General features: G+C 55.7%; 16 protein-coding genes. 6 read left to right on the top strand and 10 right to left on the bottom strand.

The genetic code is table 11. The features are described from left to right. Positions 1–124: 124 nt before the first annotated feature. The 8 genes from J7412_RS19095 to glyA all read right to left on the bottom strand — a co-directional run bounded on the left by J7412_RS19095 (position 125) and on the right by glyA (position 10,680). Positions 125–1,153 carry an L-serine ammonia-lyase gene (locus J7412_RS19095; protein WP_209080513.1) on the bottom strand — a complete coding sequence of 343 codons (1,029 nt, stop codon included), beginning with the start codon at positions 1,151–1,153 and terminating at the stop codon, positions 125–127. 94 nt (positions 1,154–1,247) lie between these two features. Beyond that, positions 1,248–4,106 carry an aminomethyl-transferring glycine dehydrogenase gene (gcvP, locus tag J7412_RS19090; RefSeq protein ID WP_209080511.1) on the bottom strand — a complete coding sequence of 953 codons (2,859 nt, stop codon included), beginning with the start codon at positions 4,104–4,106 and terminating at the stop codon, positions 1,248–1,250. Positions 4,107–4,116: 10 nt separating this feature from the next. Then, positions 4,117–4,482 carry a glycine cleavage system protein GcvH gene (gene gcvH / locus J7412_RS19085; RefSeq protein WP_209080503.1) on the bottom strand — a complete coding sequence of 122 codons (366 nt, stop codon included), beginning with the start codon at positions 4,480–4,482 and terminating at the stop codon, positions 4,117–4,119. 17 nt (positions 4,483–4,499) lie between these two features. Then, the gene (gcvT, locus tag J7412_RS19080; protein ID WP_209080501.1) at positions 4,500–5,597 is read right to left on the bottom strand and encodes a glycine cleavage system aminomethyltransferase GcvT; all 1,098 of its coding nucleotides are present in this window, start codon (positions 5,595–5,597) and stop codon (positions 4,500–4,502) included. Positions 5,598–5,670: 73 nt separating this feature from the next. Further along, positions 5,671–7,044 (bottom strand): sodium:alanine symporter family protein, encoded by a 1,374-nt coding sequence (locus tag J7412_RS19075; protein WP_209080500.1) that lies wholly within the window; start codon positions 7,042–7,044, stop codon positions 5,671–5,673. 24 nt (positions 7,045–7,068) lie between these two features. After that, positions 7,069–8,010: a lipoyl synthase gene (gene lipA, locus J7412_RS19070; protein WP_209080498.1), complete on the bottom strand. Its 942-nt coding sequence runs from the start codon at positions 8,008–8,010 to the stop codon at positions 7,069–7,071. An 11-nt stretch (positions 8,011–8,021) separates the two neighbouring features. Next, on the bottom strand, positions 8,022–9,416 hold the full coding sequence (gene lpdA, locus J7412_RS19065) for a dihydrolipoyl dehydrogenase (protein WP_209080496.1): 1,395 nt from the start codon (positions 9,414–9,416) through the stop codon (positions 8,022–8,024). Between the two features lie 10 nt (positions 9,417–9,426). Beyond that, the gene (gene glyA, locus J7412_RS19060; RefSeq protein ID WP_209080488.1) at positions 9,427–10,680 is read right to left on the bottom strand and encodes a serine hydroxymethyltransferase; all 1,254 of its coding nucleotides are present in this window, start codon (positions 10,678–10,680) and stop codon (positions 9,427–9,429) included. 143 nt (positions 10,681–10,823) lie between these two features. Between glyA and J7412_RS19055 the strand changes: the two genes are divergently transcribed. Further along, on the top strand, positions 10,824–11,426 hold the full coding sequence (locus tag J7412_RS19055; protein WP_209065735.1) for an XRE family transcriptional regulator: 603 nt from the start codon (positions 10,824–10,826) through the stop codon (positions 11,424–11,426). A gap of 95 nt (positions 11,427–11,521) precedes the next feature. Here the strand turns inward: J7412_RS19055 and J7412_RS19050 are convergent, their stop codons facing one another. Next, entirely contained in the window at positions 11,522–11,842 is a 321-nt protein-coding gene (locus tag J7412_RS19050) for an L-rhamnose mutarotase (protein ID WP_247744012.1), read from the bottom strand. Between the two features lie 43 nt (positions 11,843–11,885). Then, positions 11,886–12,587 (bottom strand): GntR family transcriptional regulator, encoded by a 702-nt coding sequence (locus J7412_RS19045; protein WP_209080484.1) that lies wholly within the window; start codon positions 12,585–12,587, stop codon positions 11,886–11,888. 140 nt (positions 12,588–12,727) lie between these two features. Here J7412_RS19045 and J7412_RS19040 point away from each other — a divergent pair, with 140 nt between their 5' ends. Genes J7412_RS19040 through J7412_RS19020 form a run of 5 tightly spaced genes read left to right on the top strand, consistent with a single transcriptional unit; the run spans position 12,728 to position 18,065 of the window. Further along, positions 12,728–13,852: an enolase C-terminal domain-like protein gene (locus J7412_RS19040; RefSeq protein ID WP_209080482.1), complete on the top strand. Its 1,125-nt coding sequence runs from the start codon at positions 12,728–12,730 to the stop codon at positions 13,850–13,852. 3 nt (positions 13,853–13,855) lie between these two features. After that, positions 13,856–14,932, top strand: coding sequence for an ABC transporter ATP-binding protein (locus J7412_RS19035; RefSeq protein WP_209080480.1), 1,077 nt, complete (start codon positions 13,856–13,858; stop codon positions 14,930–14,932). Positions 14,933–14,959: 27 nt separating this feature from the next. Next, a complete protein-coding gene (locus J7412_RS19030; protein WP_209080478.1) occupies positions 14,960–16,210 on the top strand; it encodes an extracellular solute-binding protein in 1,251 nt (416 codons plus the stop codon). Between the two features lie 52 nt (positions 16,211–16,262). Continuing rightward, on the top strand, positions 16,263–17,168 hold the full coding sequence (locus tag J7412_RS19025; protein WP_209080471.1) for a sugar ABC transporter permease: 906 nt from the start codon (positions 16,263–16,265) through the stop codon (positions 17,166–17,168). A gap of 3 nt (positions 17,169–17,171) precedes the next feature. Next, positions 17,172–18,065 carry a carbohydrate ABC transporter permease gene (locus J7412_RS19020; protein ID WP_209080468.1) on the top strand — a complete coding sequence of 298 codons (894 nt, stop codon included), beginning with the start codon at positions 17,172–17,174 and terminating at the stop codon, positions 18,063–18,065. The last annotated feature ends 61 nt before the right edge of the window (positions 18,066–18,126 follow it).

Below are 18,126 nucleotides of genomic sequence, written 5' to 3'. Positions count from 1 at the left end.
GCAGCGCTTCCAACGCGACCTTGGCCTTAAACTGGTCTGTAAACTTCCGGCGCTTCGCCATTCTCGTATCCCCTCAAAGGTTCGGGATACACCTTAACCAACTGTCCGGTTTTCTGGGACCACTTCACAAGCCGCCAATGGCTGCGGCCGTGAGCAGGAACTCATTAATGCCTTCACGTGTCGCGCCGACGCAAAAATCGCGATAGTAGCGAATGACGGCAGGCACGACACCCGCCGCGCCGTTGGTTGGGGAGGTGACCACCTGCCCGCCCGCAGCGTTTTCCTCGTTGACCGCCATGGCATAAACCGAAAGCCAGTCATTGATGCTGTGCGGTTGCTGGCTGTTTGAACCGGTTTGGTTGGTCAGCCGTTGATGAATGGCACGGGCGCGGCGTTTCACATTAAGGCCGCCCGGCAGAATACCATCCTGAGAGAGGCCACGGGCGATACAACTATCCATGACGCTCCAGACAGCGTTTAACTGATTGCGCAATGTCTCAGGAGACATCGCAGTTTCTTCGTTTGCGCGTTTCATTTGCGCGATTGTTTTGCCGGATTTTGCCCCCATCGCCAGCATCTCTGTGGCAGAGCCAAAGGGATACGGATATCCCGCCGCTTCCTGTTCCTCATGCAGATCGGCATCAGGCGCATCATTGGCCGAGAGCATTTCGGCCTCGGTCAAGATGAAGCCGCCACCGATTGAGTAATATGTATCTGCCAGGATGGTGTTGCCGTCAGCGTCATGGGCACTGAGTTTCATTCCATTGGCGTGCAGCGGTAGCGCGGGGCCGTAGTCAAATTCCAGATCGTTCACGGGGTCAAAGCGCAGGGTGCCGCAATTGGCGACATCCAGTTGATAATCCTGCATGAGCTTTGCCAGTTTTGCTTCCGCGAGATCCGCATCAACTGCGTCGGGACGGAAGCCCAACAGGCCCAGAAACACGGCACGATCCGTGGCGTGGCCCTTGCCGGTAAAAGCGAGAGACCCGTGCAGTGATCCTTTGATGTGATCGGCAGATGTGGGGTCAAATGTGCCGTCCTCACCTGAGGACAGCTGTTCCAGAAAATGCACGGCGGCTGTCATCGGCCCCATGGTGTGGGAGGATGACGGTCCAATCCCGATTTTGAAGATATCAAAGACGCTGAGGAACATGCGTGCAAATCCCTGGCTAGAATACTGAGAGGAGAAGGTGGCGGCGCCTGGCGCCAGAAGGCTGCGGCCCCCGTTGAGAGCCGCAGCGCAATTTTTATTCCGCCGCTTCGGCGTAGTCTTCCATTGGAGGACAGTTGCAGACCAGATTGCGGTCGCCATACGCATTGTCGACCCGATTCACTGCTGGCCAATATTTGTCCACGCCGAGGTTGCCCGGAGGGAAACAGGCCTGATCGCGGCTGTAGGGTCGATCCCACTCACCAACCAAGTCACGCACGGTATGTGGCGCATGTTTCAGAGGATTGTTTTGGAGATCTATCTTACCGTCGATGATGTCCTGCGCCTCTGCCCGGATGGAGAGCATTGCATCACAGAAGCGATCAATCTCCGCCTTGGGCTCGGATTCCGTAGGTTCCACCATCAGCGTACCGGCCACAGGCCAGGACATGGTTGGGGCGTGGAAACCGCTGTCGATCAGACGCTTGGCCACATCATCTACGGTCACATGCGCTTCATCGTTGAGAGGACGGGTGTCCAGGATGCACTCATGCGCCACACGACCGGTTTCGGAGGTGTAGAGGATTGGATAGGCGTCTTTCAGACGGGCGGCGATGTAGTTCGCGCTCAAGATCGCGATTTTGGTCGCCTGTGTCAGACCTTCGCCACCCATCAACAGGATATAGGCCCAGCTGACCGGCAGGATAGACGGGGAGCCAAATGGCGCTGCTGAGACCGGACCAAGTGCCGACCCGTACTCCGGGTGGCCTGGAAGGTGCTCTTCGAGATGGGCTTTGACACCGATCGGGCCCATGCCGGGGCCGCCACCGCCATGCGGAATGCAGAAGGTCTTGTGCAGGTTGAGGTGGCTCACGTCGCCGCCGATGTCGCCCGGGCGGGACAGGCCCACCATCGCGTTCATGTTGGCGCCGTCGATGTAGACCTGACCGCCGTGATCATGGGTGATCTGGCAGACCTCCTGCACAGTGGTTTCAAACACACCGTGGGTGGATGGGTAGGTGATCATACAGCCTGCGAGATTGTCAGAGTGTTTCTCAGCCTTCTCACGGAAGTCCGCCACGTCGATGTTGCCGTTCTCATCCGCTTTGATGGGAACCACTTTCCAGCCCACCATCTGAGCGGACGCCGGGTTGGTGCCATGCGCAGAAGTTGGGATCAGGCAGACATTGCGGTGACCTTCACCACGGGAGATGTGGTAGTTACGAATGGTTAAAAGACCTGCGTATTCCCCCTGTGCACCTGAGTTTGGCTGCTGCGAAATCGCGTCATAACCGGTGATCTGGCAGAGCTTGTCATTCAGATCGTCGATCATTTCGAGATAGCCCTGCGCCTGATCTTCGGGAACGAAGGGGTGCAGGTTACCAAATTCCGGCCAGGTCACCGGGATCATCTCGATGGTTGCGTTGAGCTTCATCGTACAGGAGCCGAGCGGGATCATCGCGCGGTCGAGCGCCAGATCGCGGTCCGCCAGGCGGCGCATGTAGCGGGTCATTTCCGCCTCTGCACGGTTCTGGTGGAAGATCGGGTGAGCCAGATACTCAGTCTCGCGCAGCGCGTAGTCAGGCAGACGATACTCAACATTGTTGCTGTCATCTTTGCGATCAATGCCGAAAGCACCCCAAACCGCCTCGATGGTTTCCGGGCGTGTCTGTTCGTCAAGCGAGATGCCAACTTTGGTTTCGCCGACCTTGCGTAGGTTGATGCCACGCTGCACAGCCGCGTCCATGACGGTTTTCTGCAGGTGACCCACTTCGACGGTGATGGTGTCAAAGAAGACCTCTGGCTCCACCTTGAAACCTGCCTCTTCGAGGCCCGTCGCCATGCGAGAGGTTTTGCGGTGAACCGACTGCGCAATGGCTTTGATGCCTTCGGGGCCGTGATAGACCGCATACATGGAGGCGATCACCGCGAGCAGTGCCTGTGCGGTACAGACGTTGGAGTTCGCCTTTTCGCGACGGATGTGCTGTTCACGGGTCTGGAGCGCAAGGCGGTAAGCCTTGTTGCCGCGTGCGTCGATGGACACACCGATGATGCGGCCCGGCATGGAACGCTTCAGCTTGTCGGTGGTGGCCATGTAGGCAGCGTGTGGTCCGCCGTAGCCCATCGGCACACCAAAGCGCTGGGTGGAACCAATCGCGATGTCCGCCCCCATTTCACCCGGTGATTTCAGCAGGGCCAGAGACAGAATATCTGCCGCCACGACCGCCACGCCTTTGTGCTCGTGCAGGGCCGCGATCTGATCGGTGAAATCGCGCACGTGACCGTTGCTCCCGGGATACTGGAAGATCGCGCCAAAGACCGCGCCCGCATCAAGGCTGTCCACATCGCCAACCTGTACATCAATGCCGAGCGGTACCGCGCGGGTCTTGATTACGGCGATTGTCTGCGGGTGGCAGTGTTGATCGACAAAGAAGGCCGCTTTGTTGGACTTGGAACGCGCACCACGGTGGGCCATCGCCATAGCTTCCGCCGCCGCGGTTGCTTCATCAAGCAAAGAAGCGTTGGCCACTTCGAGACCGGTCATGTCGCTGACCATGGTCTGGAAGTTCAGCAGCGCTTCGAGGCGTCCCTGAGAAATCTCAGGCTGGTAAGGCGTGTAAGCCGTGTACCAGGCAGGGTTTTCCAGAATGTTGCGCAGGATCGGCGCAGGCGTGGTGGTGCCGTAGTAACCCTGACCGATAAGGGAGGTCAGAACCTTGTTCTTATCCGCAACCTGACGCATGTGGAACAGCGCGTCCCGCTCGGACATGCCGGGCTGGCCCCAATCGAGAGGCTCTTTCTGCCGGATGGCAGGGGGCACGGTTGCGTCGATCAGATCATCAAGAGAGTCAAAACCGACGGTTTTGAGCATCTCTTCGATTTCTGACGGCGAAGGACCGATATGACGCCGGTTGGCAAAGTCATATGGGTCGTACTTTGTCAGTTCAAATGCCATTTCGGTCTCCTCAGCCGATCAGAGCTTTGTAGGCGTCAAGATCCATCAGGTCTTTGAGCTGTGCCGCGTCAGAGACCTTAACCTTGTAGATCCAGGCATCACCTTCCGGGCTTTCGTTCAGCGCGCCTGGGTTTTCTTCGAGTGTGCCGTTCACTTCGGTGACTTCGCAGTCGATCGGTGCATAGATTTCAGAAGCGGCTTTCACGGATTCGATCACACCGATTTCGTCGCCTTTTTCGAATTCTTCGCCTGTCTCACGCTGTTCAACGAAGACAATCTCACCCAGCTGTTCAGCCGCGTGTGCAGTGATACCGATGGTCGCAACGTCACCGTCAACGGTGATCCACTCGTGATCTTCAGAATAATAAGTGGTCATATCATGGCTCTCCCAAATTAGCGTTTGTAGTTTTGCTGTACGAAAGGCAGCGCAACAATCTCTGCAGGCTGTGCCTTTCCACGGATGATGAGGTTCACTTTCTCACCTGGCGTTCCGTGCCCTTTGGACACGTATCCCATAGCAACCGGGCCACCTACGGTGGGGCCGAAGCTCCCAGAGGTGATCTGGCCAATTGTATTACCCTCGGTGCATTGCACCTCAACGCCCTGACGCGCAGGTGCGCGGCCGGTCGGTTTGATACCAACAAGCGTACGCGCGGCACCTTCGGCGAGTTCTTTCTGCACGCGTGCAGCGCCCGGGAAGCCGCCCTCTTCTTTGCGGCGTTTCTGAATGGCCCAGCCGAGGCTCGCTTCAATCGGCGACGTGCTCTGATCAATGTCATTGCCATAGAGGCAGAGACCCGCTTCCAAACGCAGGCTGTCACGTGCGCCCAAACCTGCGGGTTCAAGATCTTCGTGTGCCAGAAGTGCACGGCACACATCAATAGCGTCGCCTTCGGGAATGGAAATCTCGTAGCCGTCTTCGCCTGTGTAACCCAGACGGGAAATTCGGCACTCGACGCCATTGATTTCGGCCAAGGTGGTTTCCATGAACTTCAGTTCACGTGCCGTCGGGCAAAGCGCGCCGACAACATCTTCGGCCTTTGGGCCCTGGACCGCGACAAGTGCACGATCAAAAATCTCTGTTACCTCGACGCCTTCGAGGTTGGCTTCCATGTGTGGGATGTCCTGATGGCGCAGCGCGGCGTTGACCACGACAAAGAAGTGGTCACCTGCATTAGCAACGATCAGGTCATCCATGATGCCGCCGTCTTCGTTCGTGAAGAAACCGTAGCGTGCCTTGCCTTCTTTCAGCGTAGCGTAAGCCTGCGGGCAGAGCGCCTCCAGCTTTTCGCCGACTTTTTCGCCACGCAGGATCACCTGCCCCATGTGGCTAACGTCAAACAGCGCGGCCTTTTCGCGGCACTGATTGTGCTCTCCCATGATGCCCAGGGGATAGTTGACTGGCATTTCCCAACCAGCGAAGTCGACCATTTTGCCGCCCAGTTCAACATGCAGATCGTAGAGCGGTGTGCGTTTCGGTGCCTCTGACATTGAAACTCTCCTGGATAAACTTTGGATATTGGTGCCCCGGGGCTGAGTGCGCCCAGCCCCGGGACGTTTTTGGTTACTCAGCTGGGTTGCCACCGGGCTCTTCGGTCTGACCGTTTGAGACAAAGAACTCTTTGGTCACTTTGAAGACAACCGGGCTCAGCAGGGCCAGCGCGATGAGGTTTGGCAGGGCCATCAGCGCGTTCAGCGTATCCGCAAGCAGCCAGATGAAGCCGAGGTCCGCAGTCGCACCGAAGTAGATCGCTGCGATCCACAGCAGGCGGTATGGCAACAGCGCTTTTGTGCCTGCAAGGAAGCCCACACATTTCTCACCATAGTAGGACCAGCCCAGAATGGTTGTGAATGCGAAGATCGACAGGGACACAGCGATCAGATAGCCGCCAAAGCCCGGCAAGGAGGTCTCAAACGCCAAAGATGTCAGCGCAGCGCCGGATTCACCGGATGTCCATGCACCAGACGCGATGATCGCCAGACCGGTGATCGAGCACACGATGATGGTGTCGATGAACGTGCCCAGCATCGCGATCAGACCCTGGTTGACCGGACCTTTGGTGTTGGCTGCTGCGTGTGCAATTGGCGCAGAACCCAGACCTGCTTCGTTGGAGAAGACACCACGTGCCACACCGAAACGGATAGCAGCCCAAACTGCCGCCCCTGCAAAACCGCCTTCTGCAGCGGATGGGGTGAATGCATGGGTGAAGACGAGCGACAGGGCGTTGCCGATTTCACCGATGTTGATCAGCAGGACGATCAGACCGAAGAAGATGTAGCTAACGGCCATGAAAGGCACCAGCTTACCAGCAACTGCACCAATGCGGGTGATACCGCCGAGGATCACGGCGCCGGTCAGGCCCATCAGAACAATACCAGTCAGCGACGTGTTCAGACCGAAATTGGTTTCCAGAACTTGTGCCACGCCGTTTGCCTGAACACCGTTGCCGATGCCGAAGGCAGCGATCGCGCCGAAGATGGCAAATACTACGCCGAGCCACGCCCACTTCGCACCAAGACCGTTTTTGATGTAATACATCGGGCCGCCGACATAGTTGCCTTGGTCGTCTTTTTCGCGAAACTTAACGGCACAAACCGCTTCGGAGTATTTGGTGGCCATACCCACAAGGGCGGTCATCCACATCCAGAAAAGTGCGCCTGGTCCACCGAGGAAAACCGCAGTGGCCACGCCAGCGATGTTCCCGGTCCCGATGGTGGCAGACAGGGCTGTCATGAGGGCGTTGAAAGGTGAAATCTGTCCTTCGCCGACGCTTTCGCGGCCTTGGATCATGAGTTTGAACCCGCGACCCAAATTGCGAATTGGCATGAATTTCAGGCCAATTTGCAAGAATAGGCCGACGCCCAAAATGATGACAAGCATCGGAGGCCCCCAAGCCCATCCGTTGATTGTCCCCACGAGTGATTGTAACGCTTCCATGGTTTCCTCCCTTTAGCGTTGGTGTTAACTGCGTTGCGCGAGCCGCTCCCTGCGCGCGTCCTGCAGTGTCTTGAAGTCCGCATCAGCGTGAAATGACGACCGTGTCAGGGGCGTCGCCGATACGTGCAAAAATCCTTTGGCCCGAGCGATGGTTTCCAGCTGCTCGAACTCTTCTGGTGTCCAGAAACGGTCAATTGGGTGATGTTTGGCGGTTGGCTGGAGGTATTGGCCGACCGTCAGGAAATCCACTTGGGCTGCGCGGAGATCATCCATGACCTGTCGCACTTCCTGCATGGTTTCGCCCAATCCCACCATGAGGCCGGATTTGGTAAAAACCTGTGGGTCCGCGCGCTTGGCGTCATCCAACAGTCGCAGTGACTGATAGTAGCGCGCACCGGGGCGCACGGTTGGATAGAGCCGAGGGACGGTTTCCAGATTGTGGTTGAACACATCAAGCCCCGCGCCAAACACCACATCCGCCGCAGCGCCTTTGCCCAAGAAGTCAGGGGTCAGAACTTCGACCGTTGTGTTCGGGTTCTGATGACGCACCGCCCGCACGGTCTGTGCGATGTGCTCTGCCCCTCCATCGGCCAGATCATCACGGTCCACACTGGTTATCACAACATGGCGCAAATCCAGCTTTTTGACAGCGGCTGCAACACGGCCTGGCTCAAAAACGTCCAGAGCATCCGGGCGGCCCGTGGCCACGTTGCAGAAGGAACAACCCCGTGTGCAGATCTCGCCCATGATCATCATCGTGGCGTGACGCTTGGACCAGCACTCGCCGATGTTTGGGCAAGCCGCTTCCTCGCAAACAGTGGTCAGCGCATGATCGCGCATGAGACGGCGGGTTTCGTAATACTCCTCCGACTCGACCTTTTTCTTGCGGATCCACTTGGGCTTGCGCGGGATCGCGCTGTCCACTTTCTTGGCTTTTTCAGGATGGCGTAGACGTGGAACGTTCATGGCATCTTCCCTTAGGCGTGAATGGCGCGACCCAGCGCATCAAGACAGGCTTCTTTGACGGCTTCGGCCATGGCGGGGTGTGCGTGACAGGTTTGCGCGATCTCTGTGATGGTCGCGCCTTTGGTCATCGCCAGCACCAGCTCGGCAATCAGGTCGCCACCATGTGCCCCACAGATATGCGCACCCAAAAGCGTGCCATTCGGTGCAGCCAAGACCTTTACGGCGCCGTCTGTCTCTCCGCTGGAGCGTGCACGGCTGTTCGCCATGAAGGCAAATTTTCCGCTGATGTAGTCCCTTCCGGCGTCTTTGAGGGCCTCTTCAGTGGCTCCCACCGAGGCAACTTCCGGATCCGTGTATACCACACCGGGGACTTTCCCGTAATCGACGTGCCCTGACAGGCCGGCCAATGTCTCAACACATGCCACACCATCTTCTTCGGCTTTATGCGCCAGCATAGGACCAGGTACACAGTCGCCGATTGCATAGATGCCCGGAACCGAAGTTTGGAAATCCGCCCCAACTTCGATGAAGCCACGGCTGTCTTGAGTGATACCCAAGGCTTCCAGCCCAAGACCGCGTGTCACCGGCCGGCGACCAATCGCAACCAGAACTTTGTCCGCTTCCAAAGCTTCCCGTTTGTCTTTGCCGACACGGTCTAGCGTCAGCGCAAGCCCTGCATCGGTTTTCTCGATGCCCGTCAACTTGCGTCCCAACTGGAACTTGATCCCACGCTTGGACAAGGCGCGCTGCGCCAGTTTGGCGATCTCACCATCAATGCCGGGAAGAATACGATCCAGATATTCAACCACGGTCACCTTGGAGCCCAGACGCGACCAGACTTGGCCAAGCTCAAGTCCAATCACGCCTGCGCCAATCACAACCAGATGTTCAGGCACAGATCCCAGGGAGAGAGCACCTGTCGAGCTGAGGGTATGCTCCTCATCAATCTCGACGCCTGGGAGGGAGGTTGGCTCTGAACCGGTTGCAATCAATATGTTCTTGGCAGAGAGGGTTTGCGTGCCTTCGTCTGACGACACACTGACCTGACCCGCCGCAGGAATGGAGGCCCATCCCTCGACCAGCTCGACCCCGTTCTTTTTGAACAGGAAGCCAATCCCTTTGGTCAGATCTCCGACGATCTTGTCCTTGCGCGCCATCATGGCACCCAGATCAAGTGTGGCCTCCCCGACAGACACCCCATGTGTGGAGAGATGCGAGAGCTCGGCATATTTACCTGAAGAAGTCAGCAACGCCTTTGACGGAATGCATCCCACATTCAGGCACGTGCCGCCAAGCGTGCCGCGTCCCTCCACACAGGCGACGCGCATCCCCAGCTGCGCCGCTCGGATCGCGGCAACATAGCCCCCCGGGCCGCCGCCTATGACGACAAGATCGAAGTCAGACATCACGCCGCCCTCAGTAAATTGGGAAGGCTGCGCAAAGCTCAGAGACTTTGGCGCGCGTTGCGGCTTCAACCTCTGCATCGGCCTCTGGGTTTTTCGCCAGAGCGTCCAGCACATCGCTGATCAAGTTGCCAATGGTTACAAATTCTTCCGGACCAAACCCGCGTGAACAACCTGCCGCCGTGCCGAGGCGAATGCCGCTGGTCACGGTTGGTTTTTCAGGATCCCCCGGGACGCCGTTTTTGTTGCAGGTGAAACCCGCGCGTTCCAGCGCGACCTCTGCCGAGTTGCCCTTCACCCCTATGGGCCGGAGATCGACAAGCATCAGATGGTTCTGGGTGCCGCCGGAGACGATATCGCAGCCACGTTCAATCATAACTTTTGCCAGCGCATCGGCGCTGTCGACGACACGCTGCATGTAGTCTTTGAACTCCGGCTTGAGTGCTTCGCCAAATGCGACGGCTTTGGCAGCAATCACATGCATCAGCGGGCCACCTTGCAGACCCGGGAAAACCGCAGAGTTGATTTTCTTGGCGATGGCTTCGTCGTTGGTCAGAATGATTCCGCCACGTGGTCCGCGCAGCGTTTTGTGCGTGGTGGAAGTGACAACATGGGCGTGTTCGATTGGTGACGGATGCAGACCCGTTGCCACCAACCCGGCGATATGCGCCATATCGACCAGCAAGTAAGCACCAACTTCATCGGCGATTTTGCGGAAGGCGGCAAAGTCGATGATCTGGGAGAATGCGGATGCGCCGGCAATGATCATCTGCGGCTTATGCTCTCGCGCCAGTGCAGCAACCTGATCCATATCGATGGTGCCCTGATCATTCAGACCATAAGCAACAGCATTGAACCACTTACCGGACATTGCCGGACGCGCACCATGGGTCAGATGGCCACCTGCATCCAATGACATGCCAAGAATCGTGTCGCCGGGTTTGAGCAGAGCGAGTTTGACTGCGCCGTTGGCCTGTGCCCCGGAATGCGGCTGAACATTTGCGAAACCACAGCCAAACAATTGCTTCAGACGCGCGATGGCTTCGGCTTCGACCTCATCGACATATTCACAACCGCCATAGTAGCGGCGACCGGGATAGCCTTCGGCATATTTATTGGTCAGCAGCGAGCCCTGCGCGTCGATCACCGCTTTGGAGACAATGTTCTCCGAGGCAATCAGCTCAATCTGTCCAGCTTGGCGGTCTGCCTCCCGCGCAATCGAAGCAGCAATAAACGGGTCAGCGTCACTCAGCGAAGTTTTGAACATGATTTCCTCCAACAGTTCCACCCACGATAGGGAATTAAATTTCCCATAGGGGAATTAGGTCTCTTATTGCAATCTTTTTCCTTTTTAGATTCATTGCTGGCACCCTAGGGAAGTGGTAACGTTCAGAAAAACGAGGATATTTTATGGACGACGAATTTCGTCACGACGCCTCGGGCATCGAAGATGCAGAGGATGTTGCTGCTCTTGGACGCTCGATTCGTGAGGCACGACGGGCAAAAGGATGGACCTTAGAGGAAACTTGCCGTGCGGCGGGGATCGGTCGTTCGACGCTTTCAAAGATCGAAAACAACCAAACACGCCCGAGTTTTGACATCGTTCGGCGGCTGACACAGGCACTGGACATGAACCCGCCGCAACTGTTTGTGCAGTCCGGGCAGACAGGGATTTCAGGTCGCCGCGACTTTACCCCATCCGGTCAGGGCGAACGGCGGGAAACCTCTACTTATTCCCATGAGCTTCTCTGCACCGAACTCTCCAGCAAACGGATGCTGCCATACATTGCGACGATCAAAGCGCGCGATGTGTCTGAGTTTGAAACCTGGATCCGTCACTCCGGTGAGGAATTCATGTATGTCATCAGCGGCGAGCTTACGTTTCTGTCAGAGCATTATCGCCCCTTGGCGATGAAGGCCGGCGACTCCATCTACTACGACAGCGCGATGGGTCATGGGTGCGTTTCGACCAGCGATGAAGATGCTCAGGTTTTGTGGGTTTCTATGGAGTAATTGCGCTTGGCCCAGACTTCCAAAATGCCCCACTCTGTTTCAGCCGTGAGAGATGAGGAACGACCATCTCGTACGGTGCTAAGCATTCAAGTCTCTTACGCGTGATAAAAGACCTCTTTCATCATCGCCCAGTGCTCACTTTTCGCCCGACCAGGAAGAGGTCTTTGGCATTCATCGGTCAGCGCCCACCACTCTTGCGTTTTCAGATCGGCAGCAACAAGAGCCATGTCTTTTTCCAGGTCACCTCCATGATATTCCCAATACCCGGACAAAAGACATTCAGCCTCGTGCAAGAAGATCGAAAAGTTACGGATATTGCCTTCAGTCATTTTGGCCAGCACTTGAGGCCAAGCCTGTGCATGTAGGCCCCTATAGGTCGAGATTTTCTCCGGCTTGATGCCAATCACCATCCCCATTCGCAGCATATGCTGACCTCTTGCATCCGCAAAATTGCCTAGGCTAGTAAGACACCACTGCTCGGTAGATAGACGCTTCAAAGTGCCTGCGCAGACTTTGTGCTGCCCCTTCGTGGTCTTTCTTTTCAATCTGTTCGAAGATCGCCAGATGTTCATTCGCAGCACTCAGCAAATTGCGTACGTAGGCGGCATTTTTCTGCATAGAGCGCACCATGCGAATGTTCTGTTGCAGCCGATTGTGGGTCGCCAGCATGGACTTGTTGTTAAGTGCCTCGACAAAACTTGAATGAACAAATTGATCCAGAGCCACAAAAGCAGCGACGTTTTTCATGTTGTCCGGTTCCCGCTCCAAGCGATCGATTAACATCAAATGGCGATCCCGTACAGCTTTCAGCCAGTCGTCATTCACGCTTGCAGCAAAAGATCGAAGTGCTTCCTCTTCAATGAGGATCCGGAACTGATAGTTTTCGCGAACAAATGACAATTCGGGGTTCAGAATGGTCACACCTGCGCGCTGCTTCACTTCGATCAGGCCGTATTCCTCCAGCAAAACCAATGTCTCTCGCAATGGTGTCAGCGACAAATCAAGTAAATCACATAGCTGTGCCTGAGTTAATGTCGTGCCCGGTGGCAATTGGCCCGTCCCGACGGCCTGAATGAACTTTTCAAATCCCGCATTCCAATGCTTTGGCAGTTCTTCGAGCGTTTCAGGGATGTAAACCTGATCCAAAACCATCTCCGTCATGCGCTGCTTTTCCGATCAATTTTTTTGCTTCTTTTAGCACTGACACCAGGCTCCTGAAAACCCCAAGGAGATTTTTTGAACCAAAAAATATTCTTTACAGGCATTAAAATATTTTTAAGGTGGCAAAAAAGAGGATTAAAATGAAGATAGCCAAATTCACATGTTGGGTTCATGAGGCACCACGTGCGCCACAAATCATCTGGCGTTTTGGTTTGCCAACGTCGCACGGCGGCTTACCTGACGGCGAAGGTCCACGACTGGCGTCTATCCTCATGGAGACAGAGTGCGGTCGATCCGGTTTTGTCACTGTTGAAATGGGGGACGCGGTATTCGACGTCGTCAGGCGCCGTTTCGCGCATTTCATTGGTGATAACCCTCTGATGACCGAGCGCATGTGGACCCGCGTTTGGGAAGTCGACCGCATGGAAGAGTTCCACCAGCGCCAACTTGGCATCCTCGATATGCTGTGCTGGGATCTCAAATCCAAAGTGGCTGAGATGCCCCTTCATGTGATGCTAGGGGGCTCCAGAACGTCGATCCCGGCCTATGCCTCCACTGCGACCTGGAAAGATCTGGCTACCTATGAGCGCAACATCAAAACCTGCCGAGATGTCGGCTTTGGGGCATACAAACTGCATGCTTGGGGGCTGGTGAAAGAAGACATCGAATTGATCCGCGCCCTGCGCAAATGGGTTGGGCCTGACGCTCCGCTTATGTTTGATGGATCAGCAGGCTGGGACTACGCCGATGCGCTGACCGTCGGCAAGGCCCTGCAGGACGAAGGGTACATATGGTACGAAGAGCCGATGCGTGAATTCCACCTCGGGTCCTACGCCAAGCTCGCGGACAAGCTTGATATACCCATTCTGGCAGCAGAAACATCTGACGGCGTACACTGGAACGCGGCAAGTTGGATTGAGGCCGGGGCGCTCGATATGACCCGTGTCAGCTTCCACTTCAAAGGTGGCTTCACAGGCTCGATGAAGATCGCGCAACTGTCCGATAGCTTCGGTATGCGCGCACAGGTACATGGCATGGGGCTGGAAAACGCGCAGCTGTGCGGAGCCATTGAAAACAATGATTTTTACGAACAGATCATCTTCGACGAAGACCACATTCACACCCTCAACGACATGGGGGCGATCTCCATCATTGATGGTCAATTAGATATCTCTCAGGAGCCGGGTATTGGGCATCACTTTGATCGGGAAAAATTGGATGCGACCGCTTTGTCCAAAACTGTCGTAGATCAGCGGCGGGACTAATCCATGTCCAAGGTTCTGCTTCGCAATATTCGCAAGTCTTTCGGCGCACTTGAGGTCATTACTGGTGTTGATCTTGACATTGAGCCGGGGGAGTTTGTGGTCTTTGTCGGGCCATCAGGCTCTGGTAAATCGACGATGTTGCGCATTCTTGCCGGGCTTGAAGATGCCACCGCGGGCCAGATCCAAATTGGCGATCATGACGTAACCTACGCTTCACCCTCTGAGCGCGGCATCGCCATGGTGTTTCAGTCCTACGCGCTATACCCGCACAAATCCGTCTTTGAGAACATCGCCTTCAATCTGCGCCTGAATAAGGTGTCAAAAGCGGAGGTGAACAGTCGTGTCCACGAAGCAGCGCGTATTCTGCGCCTTACCGAACTGCTGGAGCGCAAACCCAGCCAACTGTCGGGAGGTCAGCGCCAACGCGTTGCAATCGGCCGCGCGATTGTGCGCAATCCCGAGGTGTTTCTGTTTGATGAACCATTGTCAAATCTGGATGCTGCGCTGCGTGTTGAAATGCGATTTGAGATCGAAAAACTGCACCGCAATGTCGGCGCTACAATGGTCTACGTGACCCATGATCAGGTCGAAGCCATGACACTGGCTGACCGCATCGTCGCATTTGACGGTGGCAGAATTCAGCAAATTGGCACCCCTTTGGAGCTCTACAATCACCCAAACAATCTCTTCGTCGCAGGATTTATAGGCTCGCCCAAAATGAATTTCATCGCGGCGACTGCGGCTGGCTCGAACTTGGCTCAGATTGAACTGGCAGAGCAAAAATCCGTTGCTCTGAACCAGTGTGACCTGACGGGACAGTCGGATCTGACGCTCGGCATTCGCCCCGAAGCCGTGCAGATCGGAACCGAGCAAACTGACGCTTTGAATTTCAGAGGGGAAATCGTCTCGCTAGAACAGCTCGGCCACGTAAGTTACGCCCATATCGACTATGGCAGCGAAACACCTCTGGTCGTGCAATTACCAGCCTCAGCCAGCGAAAAACGGGGCGATATCGTACTCGTTTCAATCGCCCCTGACGACTTCCACGTCTTTGATGGCACAGGCCAATCCATCCGATAATCCGGTCACTAAGGGAGGAGACCCAAGATGAAGAAACGGATACTTCTGACAACCGTCGCCGCAGCGCTTGCAGCGGGCAGTGCAACGGCAGATCCGGTGAAGTTGACTGTATGGTCAGACACAGCGCGCATAGAGCCTTTCAAAGCGTTTGAAGCCGCCCATGACAACATAGAGCTCGATATTGTTACGGTCGCCCCGCCGGACCAGACTGCAAAACTGCAACTTGCGATGCGCTCAGGGGACGATGTGCCCGATGTGATCTTCATGGCAGAGCTACAGCAGATTGCGCAATTGTCCACCCGCCGTTCAAACTATCTGATGGATCTCAGCGACAAGGTAGACGCCACCGTCGTTAACAGCTTCCTGCCAAGCTCACTCTCGCCGTGCGAAACCGGAGATGGACGCCTCCTGTGCTTGCGCAACGATCTGGCCCATTTCATCACTTGGTACAACAAACCGAAGTTTGATGAACTGGGACTGGCGGTCCCGGCAACTTGGGAAGAGTTTGAAAAAATTGGGGAGGTGGCTGCACAAAACGGGATGATCGTCGGTACAGGTACGCAACCGACACCGGTGGTGAATATGTTGATTGCGGGCGGTTGTGAGCCTGGGTTCCTGGTGGAAGGATCCACCGATACGATCAATATCGATATGGCGAATGACGGTTGCGTTGCAGCCGCAGGTATGGTGGATCGGATGCGCGCAAATGGCGCCCTGAGTCCTCACGGCCCGTTTGAGCCGTCCTTTGTGACCGACGTCAAAGACGGCAAGCTATTGATGTTTAACGGCCCGACATGGTTTGGTGAACACGTAATGCGACCTCTCTATGAGCTGGATGGCGGCATCGTTGCAGCCTCTGAATCTCTGAAGTTTCAGGATCAGGAACAACCTGTCGCTTGGAGCTGGGGCGGCGGTGTTTTTGGCGGTTACCACAAATCCGAGCACCCCGATGAGGTAGTGCAACTCATTGAGTGGATGACCACGGACACCGGTTTGCAGGGCAAAGCAACCACCATGCCTGCCCATGCGGACAGTTCCGCGGTTTGGAAAGATCGCGTCGCCAGCGACCCTTGGTATGCCGCAGCAGATGTCTACGACAAAATGGAAGCTTCAGCACCTTACGGACATCCTTCCTATGCTGGATACCGCTTTGATATCATGGCAGCCTTTGCCAAGATCGACGGAGCGTCTGACGACAGCATCGTGGACAAGCTGGCAGATTATGCAGCTGAAATAGAAAACTCCGCCAAAGTTGCCGGGTATAAGATCGCAAACTAACCCTGTTCGGAGGCGGCACACGCCGCCTCCCCTTGCTCGCTCACAGGCATCCATGACACAAATCTCAGCGTCCAATTCAGACCCTAAAAAACGCCGCCGGCAGGATCGCTGGTTCATCATCGCGATGATGGCACCCTATCTGGCATTGCTTGGCTTCTTCGGGATTGCGCCGGTTGTCTATGCGATCGGTCTCAGCTTTATGGACACAATCGACTGGGTGTTCTGGGGCTTCACAAATTACGAATTTGTTCTCAATGACTTCCGCCTGATTGAAGCCATTCAGAACGTGTTCACCTATGTCGCTATCTGGCTAACCATGATGGTTGTCGGCATAGCGGGTCTGTCGTTGATGCTGGACGCCCTGCCGGATCGCGCGGCGTCTGTGCTGCGAACCTCGTTCTTTTTACCTGGCGCGATAACATCATCCGCTATCGTGATCCTCTGGCTCTTTCTTCTGGACCCCGCCGTGAGCCCCTATGGCGCTTTGTTTGAAGCGCTTGGATGGGAGAATCGCCGTCAGGTCGTGTCACATTTCGGCTACCCTGTCGTCTTTGCATTGATGGCCTATCTCGCCTATTCCGGCGGCTGGATCGTGGTGATTGGCGGCGCGCTTAAAGGCATTTCAAAAGAAGTGGTTGAGGCCGCCCATGTGGATGGCGCCAATCAGTTCCAGATTGCAACGCGGGTCAAATTGCCGATGGTCTGGCGTTCCCTTGCCCTGATGGCCATCCTGTCCTTTGCAAACGGTATCCAGATGTTTGTGGAACCCCAGCTCATGTCACTGGCAGGTTCGACCTATTCACGCCCCGACTGGTCAGTAAACCAGTTGGCGTTCCAATATGCGTTTAACTTGGGTGATTTTGGCGCGTCCGCCGCGATGAGCACCATGCTCCTCGGAGTCGCGATCTTCATCTCTCTCTGCGTTGTCTTTGGCACGCGGTTTTACAAAATGGATTGACCCATGGCCGCTGCTCAGAAAACACCCCCTTTGAATGCCCGGCTGGGATGGATCATCGTTTGGTTCTGCCTCGGGCTCGCCTTTGTCTTTTACGCCACACCAATTTTGTGGCTTCTACTCGCCGCCTTTCGGGATGAACCCACGCTGTTTTCATCGGGGCCATTTTCTTTGGGTCGCTTTGAGATGTTGGCCCAGACATGGGACAATCTGACAACCTACAATGACTTTCAGATTGGCCGATGGGCCCTGAACTCTGCAATCTACACCATCGGCGGCGTCGGCCTGTCACTGGTCGCGGTGCTCCCCGCAGGGTTCATACTGGCAACTTGTGAATTCGCCTTGCGCAAGACCATTCTGGTGCTGACGCTGGTGGCCATGATTACGCCCAACACTGTGGTTGCGCTGCCGATCTTCCTTCAGATGCAGGCCTTCGGATTGAACAACAGCTACCTGGGCATGATCATCGCCACCGCATTTTTTCCATTTGGTGTCTATCTCGCCTATATCTACTACGCCACATCACTGCCCAACGGGCTCATAGATGCCGCACGCATTGATGGTGCCAGCAGGTTTGAAGTCTTTAGTAAGGTCGCTTTACCTCTGTCCAAACCGTTGATCGCACTGGTCGCCTTCTTCAGTTTTCTCGCCAATTGGAGCAACTATTTTTTGGCTTTCGTGCTGCTCACCAAAGATGAACTCTATAGCCTGCCCATTGGACTTGCGGTCTTGGTCAGCAGTTCCGGCGCATTGGGGAATGACGTTGCCAGCGATATTCCAATCAACAAACCGGAAGCAATTGTTGCGGCTATTTTGGTCATTGCCCCGGTGCTGTTGCTGTTTCTTGCTTCCCAAAAATACGTGCGTGCGGGAACACTATCGGGCGCTGAAAAAGGTTAAGTGGCCAGCCATATAGATCGCCGCTTGATCACGCAGTCTTGGTGACATCGGTCACCCGCAG

The sequence above is a fragment of the Shimia sp. R9_3 genome (genome assembly GCF_017743755.1).
In the GTDB taxonomy this organism is placed as follows: Bacteria; Pseudomonadota; Alphaproteobacteria; order Rhodobacterales; family Rhodobacteraceae; genus Shimia.
The sequence above is the reverse complement of the archived record's forward strand: the minus strand, read 5'-3'. Positions and strand labels throughout refer to the sequence as shown.